15 protein-coding genes are annotated in these 16,736 nt (G+C 69.3%); 12 read left to right on the top strand and 3 right to left on the bottom strand.

What is annotated here, in order from left to right:
- Nucleotides 1-94: 94 nt before the first annotated feature.
- Nucleotides 95-580 (top strand): Lrp/AsnC family transcriptional regulator, encoded by a 486-nt coding sequence (locus AC1Q7H_RS01125; protein WP_013957609.1) that lies wholly within the window; start codon nt 95-97, stop codon nt 578-580.
- Between the two features lie 6 nt (nt 581-586).
- On the opposite strand, the gene AC1Q7H_RS01120 is transcribed toward AC1Q7H_RS01125, so the two are convergent.
- Both AC1Q7H_RS01120 and AC1Q7H_RS01115 read right to left on the bottom strand, forming a co-directional pair.
- Nucleotides 587-1,042, bottom strand: coding sequence for a MarR family winged helix-turn-helix transcriptional regulator (locus AC1Q7H_RS01120; protein WP_013957608.1), 456 nt, complete (start codon nt 1,040-1,042; stop codon nt 587-589).
- Nucleotides 1,043-1,058: 16 nt separating this feature from the next.
- A complete protein-coding gene (locus tag AC1Q7H_RS01115; RefSeq protein ID WP_013957607.1) occupies nt 1,059-1,616 on the bottom strand; it encodes a flavin reductase family protein in 558 nt (185 codons plus the stop codon).
- A 159-nt stretch (nt 1,617-1,775) separates the two neighbouring features.
- On the opposite strand from AC1Q7H_RS01115, the gene AC1Q7H_RS01110 reads away from it, so the two are divergent.
- From AC1Q7H_RS01110 to msrA, 5 genes are all read left to right on the top strand, one after another.
- Nucleotides 1,776-2,846, top strand: coding sequence for a 2,5-dihydroxypyridine 5,6-dioxygenase NicX family protein (locus tag AC1Q7H_RS01110; RefSeq protein WP_013957606.1), 1,071 nt, complete (start codon nt 1,776-1,778; stop codon nt 2,844-2,846).
- Nucleotides 2,843-3,664, top strand: a complete 822-nt coding sequence (locus tag AC1Q7H_RS01105) for an alpha/beta fold hydrolase (RefSeq protein WP_013957605.1) — start codon at nt 2,843-2,845, stop codon at nt 3,662-3,664. The genes AC1Q7H_RS01110 and AC1Q7H_RS01105 overlap by 4 nt, the downstream gene beginning before the upstream one ends.
- Nucleotides 3,665-3,752: 88 nt before the next feature.
- Nucleotides 3,753-5,006 carry an acyl-CoA dehydrogenase family protein gene (locus tag AC1Q7H_RS01100; protein ID WP_211980062.1) on the top strand — a complete coding sequence of 418 codons (1,254 nt, stop codon included), beginning with the start codon at nt 3,753-3,755 and terminating at the stop codon, nt 5,004-5,006.
- A complete protein-coding gene (locus tag AC1Q7H_RS01095; RefSeq protein ID WP_492380839.1) occupies nt 5,003-6,538 on the top strand; it encodes a class I adenylate-forming enzyme family protein in 1,536 nt (511 codons plus the stop codon). Before AC1Q7H_RS01100 ends, AC1Q7H_RS01095 begins: the two co-directional genes overlap by 4 nt.
- Before the next feature lie 78 nt (nt 6,539-6,616).
- A complete protein-coding gene (gene msrA, locus AC1Q7H_RS01090) occupies nt 6,617-7,159 on the top strand; it encodes a peptide-methionine (S)-S-oxide reductase MsrA (RefSeq protein WP_013957602.1) in 543 nt (180 codons plus the stop codon).
- Between the two features lie 35 nt (nt 7,160-7,194).
- On the opposite strand, the gene AC1Q7H_RS01085 is transcribed toward msrA, so the two are convergent.
- Nucleotides 7,195-7,941 (bottom strand): IclR family transcriptional regulator, encoded by a 747-nt coding sequence (locus tag AC1Q7H_RS01085; RefSeq protein WP_211980060.1) that lies wholly within the window; start codon nt 7,939-7,941, stop codon nt 7,195-7,197.
- Between the two features lie 160 nt (nt 7,942-8,101).
- Here AC1Q7H_RS01085 and AC1Q7H_RS01080 point away from each other — a divergent pair, with 160 nt between their 5' ends.
- The 6 genes from AC1Q7H_RS01080 to AC1Q7H_RS01055 are packed head-to-tail and all read left to right on the top strand — an operon-like array spanning nt 8,102 to nt 16,726.
- Nucleotides 8,102-9,721: an acyl-CoA carboxylase subunit beta gene (locus tag AC1Q7H_RS01080; RefSeq protein WP_013957600.1), complete on the top strand. Its 1,620-nt coding sequence runs from the start codon at nt 8,102-8,104 to the stop codon at nt 9,719-9,721.
- 53 nt (nt 9,722-9,774) lie between these two features.
- Nucleotides 9,775-10,935: an acyl-CoA dehydrogenase family protein gene (locus AC1Q7H_RS01075; RefSeq protein ID WP_211980059.1), complete on the top strand. Its 1,161-nt coding sequence runs from the start codon at nt 9,775-9,777 to the stop codon at nt 10,933-10,935.
- Between the two features lie 34 nt (nt 10,936-10,969).
- A complete protein-coding gene (locus tag AC1Q7H_RS01070; protein WP_492380838.1) occupies nt 10,970-11,815 on the top strand; it encodes an enoyl-CoA hydratase/isomerase family protein in 846 nt (281 codons plus the stop codon).
- Nucleotides 11,816-11,856: 41 nt separating this feature from the next.
- Nucleotides 11,857-13,860, top strand: a complete 2,004-nt coding sequence (locus AC1Q7H_RS01065; RefSeq protein WP_492380837.1) for an acetyl/propionyl/methylcrotonyl-CoA carboxylase subunit alpha — start codon at nt 11,857-11,859, stop codon at nt 13,858-13,860.
- On the top strand, nt 13,857-15,662 hold the full coding sequence (locus AC1Q7H_RS01060) for an acyclic terpene utilization AtuA family protein (RefSeq protein ID WP_013957596.1): 1,806 nt from the start codon (nt 13,857-13,859) through the stop codon (nt 15,660-15,662). The genes AC1Q7H_RS01065 and AC1Q7H_RS01060 overlap by 4 nt, the downstream gene beginning before the upstream one ends.
- A gap of 53 nt (nt 15,663-15,715) precedes the next feature.
- Nucleotides 15,716-16,726, top strand: coding sequence for a tripartite tricarboxylate transporter substrate binding protein (locus AC1Q7H_RS01055; protein ID WP_492380836.1), 1,011 nt, complete (start codon nt 15,716-15,718; stop codon nt 16,724-16,726).
- The last annotated feature ends 10 nt before the right edge of the window (nt 16,727-16,736 follow it).

Genomic DNA, 16,736 nt, shown 5'->3' with positions numbered 1-16,736 from the left:
AAATTGGCGGCAAGAGGCTTGCTAAATGGACTGTCGATACGGTCTTCTTTCGCATAAAATGCGAAGAATTGATGATTTTTCGAAGGAAATTCGAATGAACCTCGATCCCACCGATCTGCGCATCCTGACCTGCCTGCAGGAGAACGGCCGCATCAGCAACCAGGACCTGGCTGACCGCGTGGCGCTGTCGCCTTCGGCATGCCTGCGGCGCGTGCGCCTGCTGGAAGAGTCAGGGGTGATCGGCGGCTACCGCGCCTGGTTCGACGCCGAGCAGCTCGGGCTGGAGCTTGAGGCGATCGTGCAAGTGTCGATGCGCCATGACGTGGAAGGCTGGCACGACACCTTTATCGCCGCGGTGCAGTCGTGGCCGGAAGTGCTGTCGGCGTACATCATCACCGGCGACAGCAATTACATCCTGCGGGTGCAGGCGCGCAACCTGAAGCACTACTCGGACTTCATCGTGAACCGGCTGTACCGCACCAAGGGCGTGATGGATATCCGCTCGAATATCGTGCTGCAGCGGATCAAGGTGGACAGTTCGCCGCTGGCGATCCTGAAGGCGGGCGCGGAGGGGGCCTAGCCTAGCCTAGCGTTGCGTATGCAGCGCAATCAGCTGCCGCAGGGTTTCCTTGAGCAGCGCGCCCTGGCGCGGGCCAAAGTCGTCCAGCACTGCGCGCTCGTGCTGGGCGGCGCGCGCCAGCAGCGGCTGGGCCTGCGCGAGGCCGCGCGGGGTGATCGAGATCAGCGCCTGGCGGCGGTCGGTCTGGCCGGCGCGGCGCGTCACCAGCCCGTCGGCGGCCATGCGGTCGACCAGCTTGGTCAGCGTCGGCTGCTTGGTCAGCGTGATTTCGGCGAGCGTGCCGATGGTGCAGTCGGGGCGGTCGGCCAGCGTGGCCAGCACGCGCCATTCCTGCACGGACAGGCCGCTGGCTTCCACTTCGCGGTGGAATTCGCCCGAGATCAGGTGGCTGGCGCGGGCCAGCAGGTAGGCCAGGTAGCCATCGACAAAGGGCAGGGGGGATTGCGCGGGCACGTCCGCCATGATGAGCCGGTGCCGTTCAGAGGTCGAGGGGGGCGGTGGTGGTGAACTGGCCACCCTGGAATACCAGCGGGCCGTCGCTGCCATCGAGCACGCCGCAGCGCTCGACTTCACCCACGAAGATGATGTGGTCGCCCTCGTCGTAGCGGCTGCGGTTGTGGCATTCGAACCAGGCCAGCGCATTGGACAGGATCGGCAGGCCGGTGGCCGAGAGCCGGTAGTCGACGCCGGCGAAACGGTCGCCCTTGAGGGTGGCAAAGCGCTGGCACAGCTCCAGCTGCGAGGCCGACAGCACGTTGATGATGTAGTGCGTGCCGTCGCGGAACATCGGCAGGCTGTTGGCGCGCGTGGCCATGCTCCACAGCACCAGCGGCGGATCCAGCGACACCGAATTGAACGAACTGGCGGTGATGCCGATGAACGGCGGCGCGCCGGCGGCGACAGACTCGGCGCTGGCGCGCGTAGTGATCACCGTCACCCCGGTCGCGAACTGCGACAGGGTGCGGCGGAAGTGCTGCGCATCGAAATCTGGTGCGGCGGCGCTGGCGATCTGTGGCTGGGCCTCAGGCATGCCCATGGGGGCTCCGCTGGAGTTCATGAAATTTCATATATATTATTTGCGCCAGGGGCAGCAAGTTCAAGCCCGGCCGTGCGCTTATTTGCGGCCGCGGCGCTGGGCTGGCGCACACAACAAGGCGGGCACTGCCGCCGATACAACAAGCAGGAGACTAACGTCATGCTCATCGAGCAGATCGAACACCGCTGGCTGGCGGCGTTCCGGCGCACGCTGGAACTCTGTGCCCTGCAGGGTGCGGAAGTCGTTGGAATTGTAACGGAGTCGCAATCCCGCCCTGTCAACGTGGCCTTGGCCGAACTGGCCGTGCAGTCGCTGGGCGCCACCCCGGTGCGCATCCAGGTGCCGACACCGGCACTTAGTGCGCCCGCGCCGGTGCGCTCCACCGGCGCCAGCGATGCCTTGCAGAGCCTCGCGCCGGTGGTGGCGGCCTTGTCGCGCTGCCACCTGGTGCTGGACTGCACGGTGGAAGGCCTGCTGCACGCGCCGGAACTGTCGCTGATCCTGCGCGGCGCCGACGGCATCGTGCCGCGCATGCTGATGGTCAGCAACGAACACCCCGAGATCCTGGAGCGCTGCCAGCCCGACCCGGCGCTGGAAGGCACCGTGCGCGCCGCCATGAAGCGCCTGCGCGGCGCGCGCGAGATGCGCGTGCATTCGCCGGCCGGCACCGAGTTGCGCATCGGCCTGGCCGACGCCCGCGTGGGCGGGGTCTGGGGCTTCTGCAGCAAGCCCGGCCAGGTCTCGCACTGGCCCGGCGGGCTTTGCCTGGCGTTCCCGGCCAGCCGCCAGGTCAACGGCACGCTGGTGCTGGCGCCGGGCGACGTCAACCTGACCTTCAAGACCTACCTGCGCGATACCGTGGTCTGCCATATCGAGGACGACTACATCGCCGGCGTCGAGGGGCAGGGCGTGGATGCCGACATGATGCGCGGCTACTACCAGGCCTGGGCCGACCGCGAGGGCACGCGCGATGCGTACGCGGTCTCGCACGTGGGCTGGGGCCTGAACCGGCTGGCGCGCTGGGACGCGATGACCTTCTACGACAAGCGCGACTGCAACGGCACCGAGCTGCGCGCGTTTGCCGGCAACTTCCTGTTCTCGACCGGCGCCAACGAGGTGGCCGGGCGGCATACGCTGGGCCATTTCGACCTGCCGCTGCGCAACTGCACGGTATCGCTGGATGGCCGCAATGAGGTGGAAGCAGGCACGCTGGTGGAGGTGGCGGCATGAGCGCGAGCGCGACGATGCAACGCCACGCCAACGGCATCGCCACGCTGGCCTGGGGCGATGGCCCGGTGGCGGTGGTGATGCTGCACGGCATCGGCGGCGGCAAGGCCGCCTGGCCCGCGCAGGGCGAGGCGCTGGCGCAGGCCGGCTACCGTGCCGTGGCCTGGGACATGCCCGGCTACGGCGACAGCGCCCTGATCGATCCCTATGACTTCGACGGGCTGGCGCAAGCGCTGGCGCCGCTGCTGCAGGCCGAGCGCGACGCCGGCCGGCGCGTGGTGCTGCTGGGCCACAGCATGGGCGGCATGGTGGCGCAGCAGGCCTGCGCGGCCGCGCCCGCGCTGATCGACGGCATGGTGCTGTCCGGCACCTCGCCCGCCTTTGGCAAGGGTGACGGGCCCTGGCAGCGCGACTTCGTCGCCGCGCGCACCGCGCCGCTGGACGCCGGCAGGACCATGGCCGAGATGGCCGCCGGGCTGGTGCGCACCATGGTCGCGCCCGATGCCGAGCCACAAGCCGTGGCCTTTGCCACGGCGGTGATGGCGGCGGTGCCGGCGCCCACCTACCGCGCGGCGCTGGGCGCGCTGGTGCGCTTCAACCAGCGCGACGCGCTGCCGCGCATCGCGGTGCCGGTGCTGGCGCTGGCCGGGCAGCACGACACCAATGCCGCGCCCGAGGTGATGGAGCGCATGGCCCAGCGCATTCCGGGCGCCGAGTACCGCTGCCTGCCGGATGTCGGCCACCTGGCCTGCATGGAGCGCCCCGCGCTGTTCAACGAGGCGGTGCTGGATTTCCTGCACCGGCGCTTCCCCGTGCACTGAACCACGCCGCTTTCCGGCAACGCAACACAAGAACCACCGCCGCGCCGCGACCGCATCCGGTGCGAGCAGGAAAACAGGAGACCGCGACATGCCAACCGGCCAGCTCGACTTCATCCCCGCCATCGGTACGGCGGACTTCACCCCGCAACAAGCGCACCTGCTGGCGCTGGCCAACCGCCTGGGCCGCGAACGCTTCGCGGCGCGCGCAGCCACCTGGGACCGCGAGGCCAGCTTCCCCTTCGCCAACTATGCCGACCTGCGCGAGGCCGGCCTGCTGGCGCTGTGCGTGCCGCGGGCGTTCGGCGGCGAGGGCGCGGACTTTGCCACCTACTGCATGGTGGGCGCCGAGATCGGCCGCTTCTGCGGGGCCACGGCGCTGACGTACAACATGCATATCTGCTCGACCATGTGGACCGGCGTGCTGTCCGACGGCATCGACATGACACCTGACCAGCGCGCCGAGCACGAAGCCCGGCGCGAGCTGCATTTCGCACGCGTGGTGCGCGACGGCGCCGTCTATGCGCAGCCGTTCTCCGAAGGCTCCGCCGCCGCCGCGGGCAAGGCGCCGTTCGGCACCACCGCGCGCAAGGTCGATGGCGGCTGGGTACTGAACGGGCGCAAGATCTTCGCCTCGCTGTCGGGCGCGGCCGACTACTACGGCATCCTGTGCACCGAGGACCGCGGCGACCAGCATCCCGACATGCGCGACACGCTCTACATTGCCGTGCCCGGCAAGGCGGAAGGGCTGACCGTGACCGGCGAGTGGGACCCGATGGGCATGCGTGGCACGGTGTCACGCACGCTGCTGCTCAAGGACGTGTTCGTGCCCGACCACGAGCAGCTGATGCCGCGCGGCGTCTACTACCGCGCGGCGCAGACGTGGCCGGCGATGTTCTTCACGCTGTCGCCGACCTACCTGGGCGTGGCCCAGGCCGCCTACGACTTTACCGTGCAGTACCTGCGCGGCGAGGTGCCGGGCCAGCCGCCGGTCAAGCGCCGCATGTACCCGACCAAGCAGATCGCGGTGGCGCAGATGCGCATCCAGCTGGAAACCATGCGATCGCTCTTCTGGCGCGTGATCCATGAGGCGAAGCCCAATCCGACCAAGGACGAGCGCCTGCGCCTGTACGCCGCGCACTACACCGTGATGGAAGGCGCCAACGACATCGCCCGGCTGGCGATCCGCACCTGCGGCGGGCAGTCGATGCTCAAGGACCTGCCGCTGGAGCGGCTCTACCGCGACTCGCGCTGCGGCGCGCTGATGCTGCCCTGGACCGCCGAGCTGATCCTGGACCGCATGGGGCGCGAGACCCTGTACGAATCCGGCGAGCGCGACGAATGAGCGCCGCCCGTCGCGCCATGCGTGCGGGCGCCGCCGGGCTGGGCGCGCTGCCGGCCATGCTGCATGGCCATGCCGCCGCGGCACCGGGGCGGCCGGCGTTGCACTACCTGGGCCGCACCTTCACCTACGGCAAGCTGTGGCGGCACGTCGAGCGTGCCAGCGCCCACCTGGCAGCGACGTGGGGCATCCGCGCGGGCGAGCGCGTCGGCACGCTGTGCCTGAACCACGAACTGCAGCTGGTGCTGCTGTTCGCCTGCGCGCGTGTCGGGGCGATGTTCGTGCCGCTGAACTACCGGCTGGCGCCGGCGGAGCTGCGTACCATCGCCGCCCACGCGCAACTGGCCGCGCTGTTCCATGACGAGCGCCATGCAGGGCTGGCGCAGGAGGCTGGCGGCGGCTGCCAGGTCGCGCATCTCGACCGGCTGGTCGACCATCCCGCGCCGTTCGGCGTGCCCCACCCGCCGGTGCCGGACGAGGCGCCGCTGCTGCTCGCCTACACCTCCGGCACCACCGGCAAGCCCAAGGGCGCGGTGCATACGCAGGCCGGGCTGCTGGCCAATGCGCGCGCCAGCTGGTGGGCGCATGGCATGACCGCGGACGATCACGTGCTGTCGGTGCTGCCGATGTTCCACGTCGGCGGGCTGTGCATCCAGACGCTGCCGGCGCTGCTGGCCGGGGCGCAAGTCACGCTGCACGACCGCTTTGCGCCGGATGCCTGGCTTGGCGCGGTCGCGCAGGCGCGGCCGAGCCTGTCGCTGATGGTGCCGGCCACGTTGCGCGCGGTGCTGGAGCATCCCGGCTGGCCCGGGGCCGACCTGTCGGCGCTGCGCGGCGTGATGGCAGGTTCGTCGACCATCCCGCTGTCGTATATCGCGGCCTTCCATGCGCGTGGCGTGCCGCTGGGGCAGGTCTATGGCGCGACCGAGACCGGTCCGGTGTCGGTGGTGCTGAAGCTGCAGGATGCGCTGGCCCGGCCTGGCTATGCCGGCTGGCCGCAGCCGGAGGCGCAAGTCCGGCTGGCCGGCCCGGACGGTGCCGAGGTGGCGCAGGGCGCAGTCGGTGAACTCTGGGTGCGCGGCGCCAACGTGATGGCGGGCTACTGGAACCAGCCTGATAACGGCCTGGCCGACGGCTGGTTCCATTCCGGCGACCTCGCGCACCGCGATGCCGGCGGCTGCATCGAAGTCGTCGGCCGCAGCAAGGACATGATCATCTCGGGCGGCGAGAACATCTATCCCGCCGAGATCGAGAACGTGCTGGTCGGCCTGCCCGGGGTGCAGGAGTGCGCGGTCGTCGGCGTGGCCGACGCGCGCTGGGGCGAGGTGCCGGTGGCGGTGATCGTGCCCGCGCCGGGCGCGCCGCGCGACGCGCTGGGGGCGGAGCCGCTGCGCGAACTGCTGGCTACGCGCATTGCCCGCTTCAAGCTGCCGCGCGAGGTGGTGCTGCTGGACGACCTGCCGCGCAGCGCGCTGGGCAAGGTGCTCAAGCCGCAACTGCGCGCGATGCTGGAGGCGCAGCGCCAGCCTGGCTGAATCTGCTGCAAGGGCGCCAATCTGCGCTTATGCTTGAGGCCGTGACACCACAGACGACAACGCAAGGGGGCGGCGCAAATGGAACATGGACTTGAAACGGCCACGCTGGGCGGCGGGTGCTTCTGGTGCCTGGAAGCGGTTTTCCAGCAGGTCGATGGCGTGGTGGCGGTGGAGTCCGGTTATACCGGCGGGCATGTGGATCACCCGACTTACCAGCAGGTCTGCGAGGGGGATACCGGGCACGTCGAGGTGGTGCGTGTCACCTTCAATCCGTCGGTGATCAATTTTCGGCAGATCCTGGAGATCTTCTTCGCCATCCACGACCCGACCACGCCGGACCGGCAGGGTAACGATGTGGGGCCGCAGTACCGGTCGGCGATCTTTACGAATTCGGAGGCGCAGCGGGCCACGGCGGAATACGTGATGCGGGAGTTGGCCGCGGCCAAGGTTTTTGATGCGCCGATCGTTACGCAGGTCGAGCCGGAGCAGCCGTACTGGCGCGCCGAGGCAAGTCACCAGAACTACTATCAGGACAATCCGAGCCAGGGGTACTGTGCCTTGGTGATCTCGCCGAAACTGGCCAAGTTTCGAAAGCAGTTTGAGGGGAAGTTGAGGAAGTAGGGACTGGACGCCTGGGTCGGCGCCAGAAACCGGCCCTAATTTCCCTGCGCAAACATCGCGCCGACAATCGCTCCCATCTCATGCCGCCGCGCCGCCGGCATCCGCGACGCGGTAGACATGATGCTGATGGCCGCCTCGGCGCCCATTTCCAGGGGCAGTGCAATGCCCACGCCTGCCACCCCCTCCGCGCCGGCAAGCGCATAGCCCAGCTTGCGGGCGCGCTCTACACCGCGCAACAGCCTGAGCAGGCTCAGGCCCCCGGCTGCGTACTCGGCGCGGTGCCGCTCGTAATGCGCACGCACCGCCTCGTTGTCCATCTTCGCCAGCAACGCCATGCTGCCGGTGCCCTGGCCCAGCAGGCGGGAAGTGCCGGTCAGCAAGTGGAAGGTCTTGATCCGGTGGCTGCCTTCCTCGGTATGCAGGCAGTGCCCATGGTCGCCGATGCGCACGGTCAGGAACACCGCGTCGCCCGTGAGCCGGGCCAGCGCCTTCATCTTGCTCACCAGCGCGCTGTTGGGCGGCGGCCGGTTCATCGCGCGCAGGCCCAGCGCCATGGCGGCAGTGCCCAGGTGATAACGCTTGCCCCCCGACTCGCGCTCGACATACCCCGCGGATTCCAGGAAGCGCGCCATCCGGTGCGCGGTGGTACGGTCGATCTCCGCTATCGCGGCGAGCTCGGGCAGGGTCAGTCCCGCCTCGTGATGCTCGGCGAGCAGCCGGAGCAGGGCGAAGGCTCGGGACAGGCTCTGCACGCCGCCGGGCGAGGGGGTCTTGGTGGGCATGGGAAGGTGCGTCGGGGGGCGCTTTGGGGGTGGCGGATGCCGCGCCCCGCGTCCCGGGTTTCTGGCTTGTGCACATTATGCACAACCTGAGCGATTGCGGTTGTCCCGGGCAGCGTGGTGGTTTGCAATCCATGCATCACGGAACCTCACGCAAGCCGCCATGATTCCCATCGACTCACGCATCGACTCATCTTCCGACGCCTTTGCCAGCCAGCGCGCCGGCATGCAGGCCCTGATCGACCGCCTCCATGGCCTCGAACAGCGTGCCGTGGCCGCCTCGGAGCGCGCCCGGCCCACCTTTGCCAGACGCGGGGCGCTGCTGCCGCGCGAGCGCATCGGCCGCCTGCTGGACGCAGGCGCGCCGTTCTTGCCGATGGCCACGCTGGCCGGCTTCGGCATGGACGATCCCGACCCCGAGACCTCCATCCCCGGCGGTTCGCTGGTGGCCGGCATCGGTTTCGTCTGCGGCGTGCGCTGCATGGTGCTGGCCACGGATTCCGGCATCGACGCCGGTGCCATGACCGAGGCCGGCAACATGAAGCTGATGCGCTGCCAGGAGATCGCGCTGGAAAACCGGCTGCCATTCATTCACCTGGTGGAATCGGCCGGCGCCAACCTGCGCAAGTACCGCGTGGACAAGTTCGTCCGCGGCGGCGCGCTGTTTTACAACCTGGCTCGCCTGTCCGCGGCCGGGCTGCCGGTGATCACGGTCGTGCATGGCTCGTCCACGGCGGGCGGCGCCTACATGCCGGGGCTGTCCGACTACGTGGTGATGGTGCGCAATCGCGCGCGCGCCTTCCTGGCGGGGCCGCCGCTGCTGAAGGCCGCCACCGGCGAAATCGCCACGGATGAGGAGCTGGGCGGCGCCGACCTGCATGCCACGGTCAGCGGCCTGGCCGAATACCTGGCCGAGGACGACGAGCACGCTATTGCCACCGCACGCGACATCGTCGCCAGCCTGGACTGGCCGACCGTGGCGACGGAGCCCGCGCAGCTCGCCCGCCCTCCGCGGCTCGATCCGTCGGAGCTGGACGGCGTGATGACGCTCGACATGAAGCGCCCGGTGGACATGCGCGAAGTGATCGCGCGCATTGTCGACGACTCCGCCTGGCTGCCGTTCAAGCCCGACTATGGTCCCGGCACGGTGTGCGGCCACGCCCGCATCGAAGGCAATACGGTCGGCTTCATCACCAACAACGGTCCTATCGACCCGGCCGGCGCCACCAAGGCCGCGCAGTTCATCCAGCTATGCAACCAGTCGGACACGCCGATCGTGTTCCTGCAGAACACCACCGGCTTTATCGTCGGCCGTGCCTCGGAAGAGGCCGGCATGATCAAGCATGGCGCCAAGATGATCCAGGCGCTGTCGAACTCGACGGTGCCGCAGATCACACTGTACTGCGGGGCCTCGTTCGGGGCGGGCAACTTCGGCATGTGCGGACGGGGCTTCCGGCCGCGCTTCTGCTTCTCGTGGCCGAACGCGCGCACCGCCGTGATGGGCGGCGAGCAGGCCGCCATGACGCTTGAGATCGTGGCGCGCCAGCAGGCCGCGCGCAAGGGCGTGCCGGTAGATGAGGCGCAGCTTGCCAGCCAGACCGCCGATATCGTTGCCAACTTCGAGCGCCAGGCCAGCGCCTTCGTCACCAGCGGGCTGCTGCTGGACGACGGCGTCATCGACCCGCGCGACACGCGCGCCGTGCTGGCCTTCGTGCTGGCCACCGCGCGCGAGGCCAGCCTGCGCAAGCCGCATGCGATCCAGTTTGGTGTCGGGCGCTTTTGAGCGCCGCCGCCATCTCGACACGTCCCGAACCAACAAGACACCAGGAGACCACCATGCTTTACACGGAAGACCACCGCAACATCATGGACAGCATCCGCCGCTTCGTCTCGGCGGAGATTGATCCCTTCGTCGATGAGTGGGAAGCCGCCGAGATTTTCCCGGCGCATGCACTGTTCAAGAAGATGGGCGACCTCGGCTTCCTCGGCATCACCAAGCCGGTCGAATACGGCGGCATGGGGCTCGACTTCTCCTATGCCGTTGCCGCCGCCGAGGCGCTGGGCTATGCCCACGCACAGGGCGTGGGCATGGGCGTGGGGGTGCAGACCGACATGGCGACGCCGGCGCTGACCGCGTTCGGCTCGGACGAGCTCAAGCGCAACTACCTGGCCCCTGCCATCGCCGGCGACATGGTGTGCTCCATCGGCGTGTCCGAAGCCGGCGCCGGTTCCGACGTGGCCTCGCTCAAGACCCGTGCGGTGCGCGATGGCGACGACTATGTCATCTCCGGCTCCAAGATGTGGATCACCAACGGCACCCAGGCCGACTGGATCTGCCTGCTGTGCAATACCTCTGACGGCCCGGTCCACAAGAACAAGTCGCTGATCGTGGTGCCGCTCAGGGAAGACGGCAAGCGCGTGCGCGGCGTGGAAGTGCAGAAGATCAGGAAGTTCGGCATGTGGTGCTCCGACACCGCGCAGATCTTCTTCGACGAAGTGCGCGTCCCGGTGCGCAACCGCATCGGCGACGAGGGCATGGGCTTCATCTACCAGATGAAGCAGTTCCAGGAAGAGCGGCTGAACGGCGCGGCGCGCCGGCTGGCCTGCAACGCGCTGATCGAGGAAACCGCCGACTATCTGCGCCAGCGCATCGCCTTCGGCAAGCCGCTGCTGGACAACCAGTTCATCCAGTTCAAGCTGGCCGAGCTCAAGACCGAGATGGAGGCGCTGCGCGCGCTGGTCTACATGGCCACGCAGACCTATATCAATGGGGGCGAGGTCATTGAACTGGCCTCAATGGCAAAGCTCAAGGCCGGGCGCCTGTCGCGCGAGGTGGCCGACTGGTGCATGCAGTTCCAGGGCGGCATGGGCTACACGTGGGACAACCATGCGTCGCGCGCCTATCGCGATTTCCGGCTGGGCTCGATCGGCGGCGGGGCGGACGAGGTCATGCTCCAGGTCATTGCCAAGCAGATGGGCCTGATGTCGCGCGGCTGACGCGTTCCTGAACCAACCACCAGCCAGGATCGCCATGCCTGACAGCTCATGCAACGATGCCGTGATCGTGCGCCGCGCCGGCGGCGTACTGTTTGCCACCCTCAACATTCCTGCCACCCGCAACGCATTGGCGCCCGAAGTGGTGGCCGCGCTGGCCGCCGCCGTGGCGCAGGCCGAAGCCGACCCGGAAGTCCGCGCGCTGGTGCTGCGCGGCTCCGGCGGCAGCTTCAGCGCAGGCGGCAACGTGGGCAGCTTCCAGTCCCGGCTTGATGCCGACGCCAGCCAGGAAGACCCGGTCGCCACGCGCAACCGCCAGTTCGGCTACTTCATGGAGCGCCTGAGCGTGCTGCCGGTGCCGGTGATCGCCGCGGTTGAGGGCGCGGCCATGGGCGGCGGCATGGGCCTGGCCTGCGCGGCCGACATCGTGCTGGCTACGAGCGATGCGCGCTTTGCGTTGTCGGAGACCACGCTGGGCATTGTCGCCGCGCAGATCGCTCCCTTTGTGGTGCAAAAGCTGGGCGCTGCCGCCACGCGCCGCCTGGGCCTGACCGGCGAGCGCGTCAGCGGCGATGCAGCGGTAGCCATCGGCCTGGTCGACCAGCTCGCGGCCGACAGCGCGGAGCTGGACGCCCTGATAGCCGAGTGGCTGACGCGCATCGGCCGTTGCGGCCCGAATGCCAACCGCGTGTTCAAGGCACTGGTCGGCCGCTGCGGCCACGAGCCGCCAGGCCCGCTGCTGGACGAGGCCTCGCGCCAGTTTGCGCAATGCATGCGGCGCGAGGGCGCCGAAGGCGTGGCGGCATTCCGCGACAAGCGCGATGCCGCCTGGACCGTTCGCTTCGATGCCGACACGGTGCGCGCCGCGCAGTCGACCGGCTGACCGCGCCAGCCGCATCTTCCACGAGATTCACAGGATTTCCCATGTCTGCTACCCGCCGATCCTTCCATACGCTGCTCGTTGCCAATCGCGGCGAGATCGCGGTGCGCATCATGCGCACCGCCCGCCGCCTCGGGCTGGCTACCGTCGCCGTGTATTCCGAAGCGGACCGCCACAGCCCGCACCTTGCCTGCGCCGACCGCGCCGTGTGCATCGGCGCCGCCGCGCCGCGCGAGTCGTACCTGAACATTGCCGCCATCGTCGAAGCAGCCCGCGCCAGCGGTGCCGATGCCGTGCACCCCGGCTATGGCTTCCTGGCCGAGAACGCCGCCTTTGCCGAGGCGGTCACCGCCGCCGGCCTGGTCTTCGTCGGCCCGCCCGCCGCGGCGATCCGCGCCATGGGCAACAAGGCCGAAGCCAAGCGGCTGATGCTGGCTGCCGACATGCCCTGCGTGCCCGGCTATCAGGGGGCCGCGCCGGATGACGCCACGCTGCTGGCCGAGGCCGGGTCCATCGGCTTCCCCCTGATGGTCAAGGCTGCGGCGGGCGGCGGCGGGCGCGGCATGCGGCTGGTGCGCGACGCGGCGGCGCTGCCCGCGGCGCTGTCGAGCGCACGCTCCGAGGCGGCGGCAGCGTTCGGCTCAGACGAACTGATCCTGGAGCGCGCCGTGATCGCGCCGCGCCACGTGGAGATCCAGGTCTTTGCCGATACCCACGGCAATGTCATCCATCTCGGCGAGCGCGACTGCTCCGTGCAGCGCCGCCACCAGAAGGTCATCGAGGAAGCGCCGTCGCCCGCGGTCGGCCCGGTGCTGCGTGCGCGCATGGGCGAGGCCGCCGTGCGCGCGGCCAAGGCCATCGGCTACGTCGGCGCCGGCACCATAGAGTTCCTGCTCGATGCCGAGGGCAGCTTCTACTTCATGGAGATGAACACCCGGCTGCAGGTCGAACACGCCGTGACCGAGGCCATCACCGGCTTCGACCTGGTCGAATGGCAACTGCGCGTGGCGGCGGGCGAGCCGCTGCCGGTCACGCAGGACCAGGTCCGGCTCAACGGGCATGCCATCGAAGTGCGACTCACCGCCGAGGACGTGCCGGCCGGCTTCCTGCCGCAGGGCGGGCCGCTGCTGCGCTGGCGCCCGCCCGCCGCTGGTCGCGATGTACGTGTGGACCATGCGCTGGAAGAGGGCGGTGCCATCCCCACCCACTATGACTCGATGGTCGCCAAGCTGGTCGCGCATGGCGCCGACCGCGAAGAGGCGCGCCGCAAGCTGCTGCGAGCGGTGCAGGACTGCACGCTGCTGGGCGTGCCCACCAACCAGGGGTTCCTGGCCGCGTGCCTGGCGCACCCGGCGTTCGCCGGCAATGACGTGCATACGGGCTTTGTCGACACCCATATGCAGGCGGCGCTGCAGGCCCCGGTGCCTCCGGTGCATGTGACGGCAAGCGCCGCGCTGGCCGCATCGGGGCTGCTGGGCGGCAACGGCAAGCCGGCCACGCTTGCGCGTGCGGCTTCCAGCGTGGTGCTGAATGCGGCCGGCAAGGCCTGGGAAGCGTTCCTGCGCGTGTCCGCCGACGGCTGGCGCGTGAGCCTGCGCCAGCGCGGTGAAGACCACCCGCCGGTGGAATGCAGGCTGCGCGTGCTGCGTGCCGATGCCGCCAACGGCACGGCCCTGGTCGAATGCGACGGCGTGGCCTATCCGCTGGTGTTCGCCGCCGAAAAGCACGCGCTGCACCTGTTCCAGTCCGGCCGCGCCTGGCAGTTCCCGCTGCACGATCCGCGCCGCCGCCGCGATGCGGGCGACGCCGACGGCGTGCTGCAGGCGCCGCTGACGGCCCGCATCGTCGCGGTCAATGTGGCCGAGGGCGACCACGTGGAAGCGGGCCAGGCGCTGGTGGTGCTAGAGGCCATGAAGATGGAGCACACCATTTTGGCGCCGTTTGCCGGCGTGGTGGCGGAGGTGCCCGCGCGCGCCGGTGGGCAGGCCAGTGCCGGTTCGTTGCTGGTGCGGGTGGAGGCCGATGTGGCCGCAAAGGAAGAAGCATGAGCGAATCCGTGCAAGGCGAAGCGCGCGCCGGCAAGACTGTGCGCATCGGTGGCGCTTCCGGGTTCTGGGGCGATTCCGCCATCGCCACGCCGCAACTGCTGGCGGTGCCCGGCCTGCAGTATCTGGTCTATGACTACCTGGCCGAGACCACCATGTCGATCCTGGCACGCGCCCGTGCCAAGGATCCGGCGCAGGGCTACGCCACCGACTTCGTGCACGCGGCGATGGGACCGAACCTCGGTGAAATCCTGCGGCGGGGGATCCGTGTCGTTGCCAATGCGGGCGGCCTCAATCCGCACGGCTGCCGGGACGCACTGCTCAAGGTGGCGGCGCAGCAGGGGCTGTCGCCGCGCATCGCGGTGGTCAGCGGCGACGACGTGCAGCCGCGCTTCGCGCAGTGGTGCGCCGAGGGGCTGGCTGACCTTGCCGGCAATCCGGTGCCAACCACCGAGCCCTGGTCGGCCAACGCCTACACCGGCGCGCAAGGCATTGCCCGCGCGCTGGCGCTGGGCGCGGATATCGTCATTGCCGGGCGCTGCGTCGACAGCGCCGTCGTGGTGGGCGCGCTGGCCCACGAGTTCGGCTGGAACTGGACCGACTGGGACCGCCTGGCCGCCGGCACGCTGGCGGGCCACGTGATCGAGTGCGGCGCCCAGGCCACGGGCGGGCTGTTTACCGACTGGCAGCGCGTGCCGGGCTGGGAGCGCATGGGCTACCCCGTGATCGACTGCGCGCACGACGGCAGCTTCGTGCTGAGCAAGCCCGCGGACACCGGCGGGCTGATCGATCCGGCCGCGGTCGCGGAGCAGGTGCTGTACGAGGTCGGTGATCCCGCCAACTACCTGATGCCGGACGTGACCTGCGACTTCCGCATGGTGCGCACGGAACTGGTCGAGCCCGGGCGCGTACGCGTGCATGGCGCGCGTGGCCGGGCACCCGGCACGCACTACAAGGGCAATGCCACCTGGCAGGACGGCTACCAGATCAGCCTGATGATGGCGATCCGCGGCATCGATGCTCCCGCAAAGGCGCGCCGCACCGCCGAGGCGCTGCTGGCGCGCACCCGCGCCATGCTGGCTGAACGCCAGATGCCGGACTACACCGAGACCGTGATCGAGCTGCTCGGCTGCGAATCGCAGTATGGCCCGCATGCGCGCGCGTTGCCGACACGGGAAGTGGTGCTGCGCATCGGCGCGCGCCATCCGCTCGCCAGGGGGCTGAGCCTCCTGCAGCGCGAATGCTCTTCCGCGGGGACGTCCATGGCGGCGGGCACGCGCTCTTCCTTCTCGGGTCGGGTGGACATCCAGCCGGTGGTGAAGGTGTTTTCCTTCCTGGTGCCCAAGTCGGACGTGCCGATGCGCGTGGAGTTCGAGGCTGGCGAGATCCTGCTGCCCAACGCCGCAGAGAGCGCGGCGCAGGAGCCGCCGGTCGCGCTCGACGCGCCGGCATCGCCTGCGCTCCCCCGCGAGCCGCGCGTCGAGCGGCCACTGGTCACGCTTGCCTATGCGCGCAGCGGCGACAAGGGCGATGACGAAAACATCGGCGTGATCGCCCGCAAGCCAGAGTACCTGGCACTGCTGCGCGAGCAGCTCACTCCGCAAGCCGTGCGCGCGTACTTTGCCCACCTGGTGCAGGGCGAGGTCGAGCGCTTCGACGTGCCAGGCCTGCACGCGCTGAACTTCCTGATGCACGGCGCGTTGGGCGGTGGCGGCGTGGCGAGCCTGCGCTCGGACCCGCTGGGCAAGAGCTACGCGCAGATGCTGCTGGACTTTCCGCTTTCCGTACCCCGCAGCTGGGCATAGACCCGGCCAGAGACCTTGCGCGCCGGCACTGGCGCGCGCAACCAGGAGGAGACATGACCCGACCCAAGCCCGACGCGCGCATCCGGCGCCAGCTATGCCTGGGCCTGTTCGCAGGACTGGCCGCAGGCAGCATCGCCGGCCCCTTGCCCGCCATGGCGCAGGGCGACGCCTATCCCAACCGCCCGATCCGCGTGGTCGTGCCATACACGCCTGGTGGTGTGTCAGACGCCGTGACGCGGCTGGTGATGCAGAAGTTGGCGCAACGCATCGGCCAGCCGGTGGTGGTGGAGAACCGCCCCGGCGCCAACGGCATGATCGGCTCGGAGAACGTCGCCAGGTCCGCGCCGGACGGCTATTCGCTGCTGGTGGTGGTGGCCGGGCACGCCATCAATCCCAGCCTGTATCCGAAGATGAGCTATGACCCGCTCAAGGACCTCACCGGCGTCAGCATGATCGGGCGGATTCCGCTGCTGCTGGTCTCCAGCGCGCAGCTGCCGCCGACCACGGTGAAAGAGCTGGTGGGCTGGGGCAAGGCCAATCCCGCGAAGATGACCTTTGCCTCCAGCGGCAATGGCTCCGGCGCGCACTTGGCGGGCGAGCTGTTCGCGCAGTCGGTCGGCATGCAGATGACGCACGTGCCTTACAAGGGCATTTCGCCGGCGCTGCCTGATTTGTTCTCGGGGCAGGTTGCCATCATCTTCGATTCGGTGCAGACCATGATGCCGCAGGTGAAGGCAGGCAAGGTGCGCGCGCTGGCGATCTCCAGCCCGACGCGCTGGCCGGCCGCGCCGGAGGTGCCGACCATGGCCGAGGCCGGTTATCCGGGCGTCACGGCAGGCAGCTGGATCGGCCTGATCGCACCGGCGATGACGCCGCCGGCGGTGCAGGCAAAGCTGGCCCGGGAAATGGAAGCGGTCCTGCAGCAGCCCGACGTACGGGCAAGGCTGATCGACTATGGGATTGATCCGGTCGGCGGCAAGCCGGAGCAGTTCCAGGCGTTCATCAAGGCCGAAGCGGTGCGATGGGGTGAAGTGGTGAAGAAGAGCGGACTGCGGCTGGAGTAAGAGGAAGGCG

This window comes from Cupriavidus sp. GW823-FHT06D04 (genome assembly GCF_058795055.1).
This window is presented reverse-complemented; position numbering and strand designations above follow the sequence as displayed.

What these genes read in the sequence shown, in the direction of transcription:
- AC1Q7H_RS01110 (WP_013957606.1), top strand. Translation starts at nt 1,776, where the DNA reads ATGCTCATCGAGCAGATCGAACACCGCTGGCTGGCGGCGTTCCGGCGC.
- AC1Q7H_RS01075 (WP_211980059.1), top strand. Translation starts at nt 9,775, where the DNA reads ATGCTTTACACGGAAGACCACCGCAACATCATGGACAGCATCCGCCGC.
- AC1Q7H_RS01120 (WP_013957608.1), bottom strand. Translation starts at nt 1,042, where the DNA reads ATGGCGGACGTGCCCGCGCAATCCCCCCTGCCCTTTGTCGATGGCTAC.
- AC1Q7H_RS01095 (WP_492380839.1), top strand. Translation starts at nt 5,003, where the DNA reads ATGAGCGCCGCCCGTCGCGCCATGCGTGCGGGCGCCGCCGGGCTGGGC.
- AC1Q7H_RS01065 (WP_492380837.1), top strand. Translation starts at nt 11,857, where the DNA reads ATGTCTGCTACCCGCCGATCCTTCCATACGCTGCTCGTTGCCAATCGC.
- AC1Q7H_RS01100 (WP_211980062.1), top strand. Translation starts at nt 3,753, where the DNA reads ATGCCAACCGGCCAGCTCGACTTCATCCCCGCCATCGGTACGGCGGAC.
- msrA (WP_013957602.1), top strand. Translation starts at nt 6,617, where the DNA reads ATGGAACATGGACTTGAAACGGCCACGCTGGGCGGCGGGTGCTTCTGG.
- AC1Q7H_RS01060 (WP_013957596.1), top strand. Translation starts at nt 13,857, where the DNA reads ATGAGCGAATCCGTGCAAGGCGAAGCGCGCGCCGGCAAGACTGTGCGC.
- AC1Q7H_RS01080 (WP_013957600.1), top strand. Translation starts at nt 8,102, where the DNA reads ATGATTCCCATCGACTCACGCATCGACTCATCTTCCGACGCCTTTGCC.
- AC1Q7H_RS01055 (WP_492380836.1), top strand. Translation starts at nt 15,716, where the DNA reads ATGACCCGACCCAAGCCCGACGCGCGCATCCGGCGCCAGCTATGCCTG.
- AC1Q7H_RS01105 (WP_013957605.1), top strand. Translation starts at nt 2,843, where the DNA reads ATGAGCGCGAGCGCGACGATGCAACGCCACGCCAACGGCATCGCCACG.
- AC1Q7H_RS01125 (WP_013957609.1), top strand. Translation starts at nt 95, where the DNA reads ATGAACCTCGATCCCACCGATCTGCGCATCCTGACCTGCCTGCAGGAG.
- AC1Q7H_RS01115 (WP_013957607.1), bottom strand. Translation starts at nt 1,616, where the DNA reads ATGGGCATGCCTGAGGCCCAGCCACAGATCGCCAGCGCCGCCGCACCA.
- AC1Q7H_RS01070 (WP_492380838.1), top strand. Translation starts at nt 10,970, where the DNA reads ATGCCTGACAGCTCATGCAACGATGCCGTGATCGTGCGCCGCGCCGGC.
- AC1Q7H_RS01085 (WP_211980060.1), bottom strand. Translation starts at nt 7,941, where the DNA reads ATGCCCACCAAGACCCCCTCGCCCGGCGGCGTGCAGAGCCTGTCCCGA.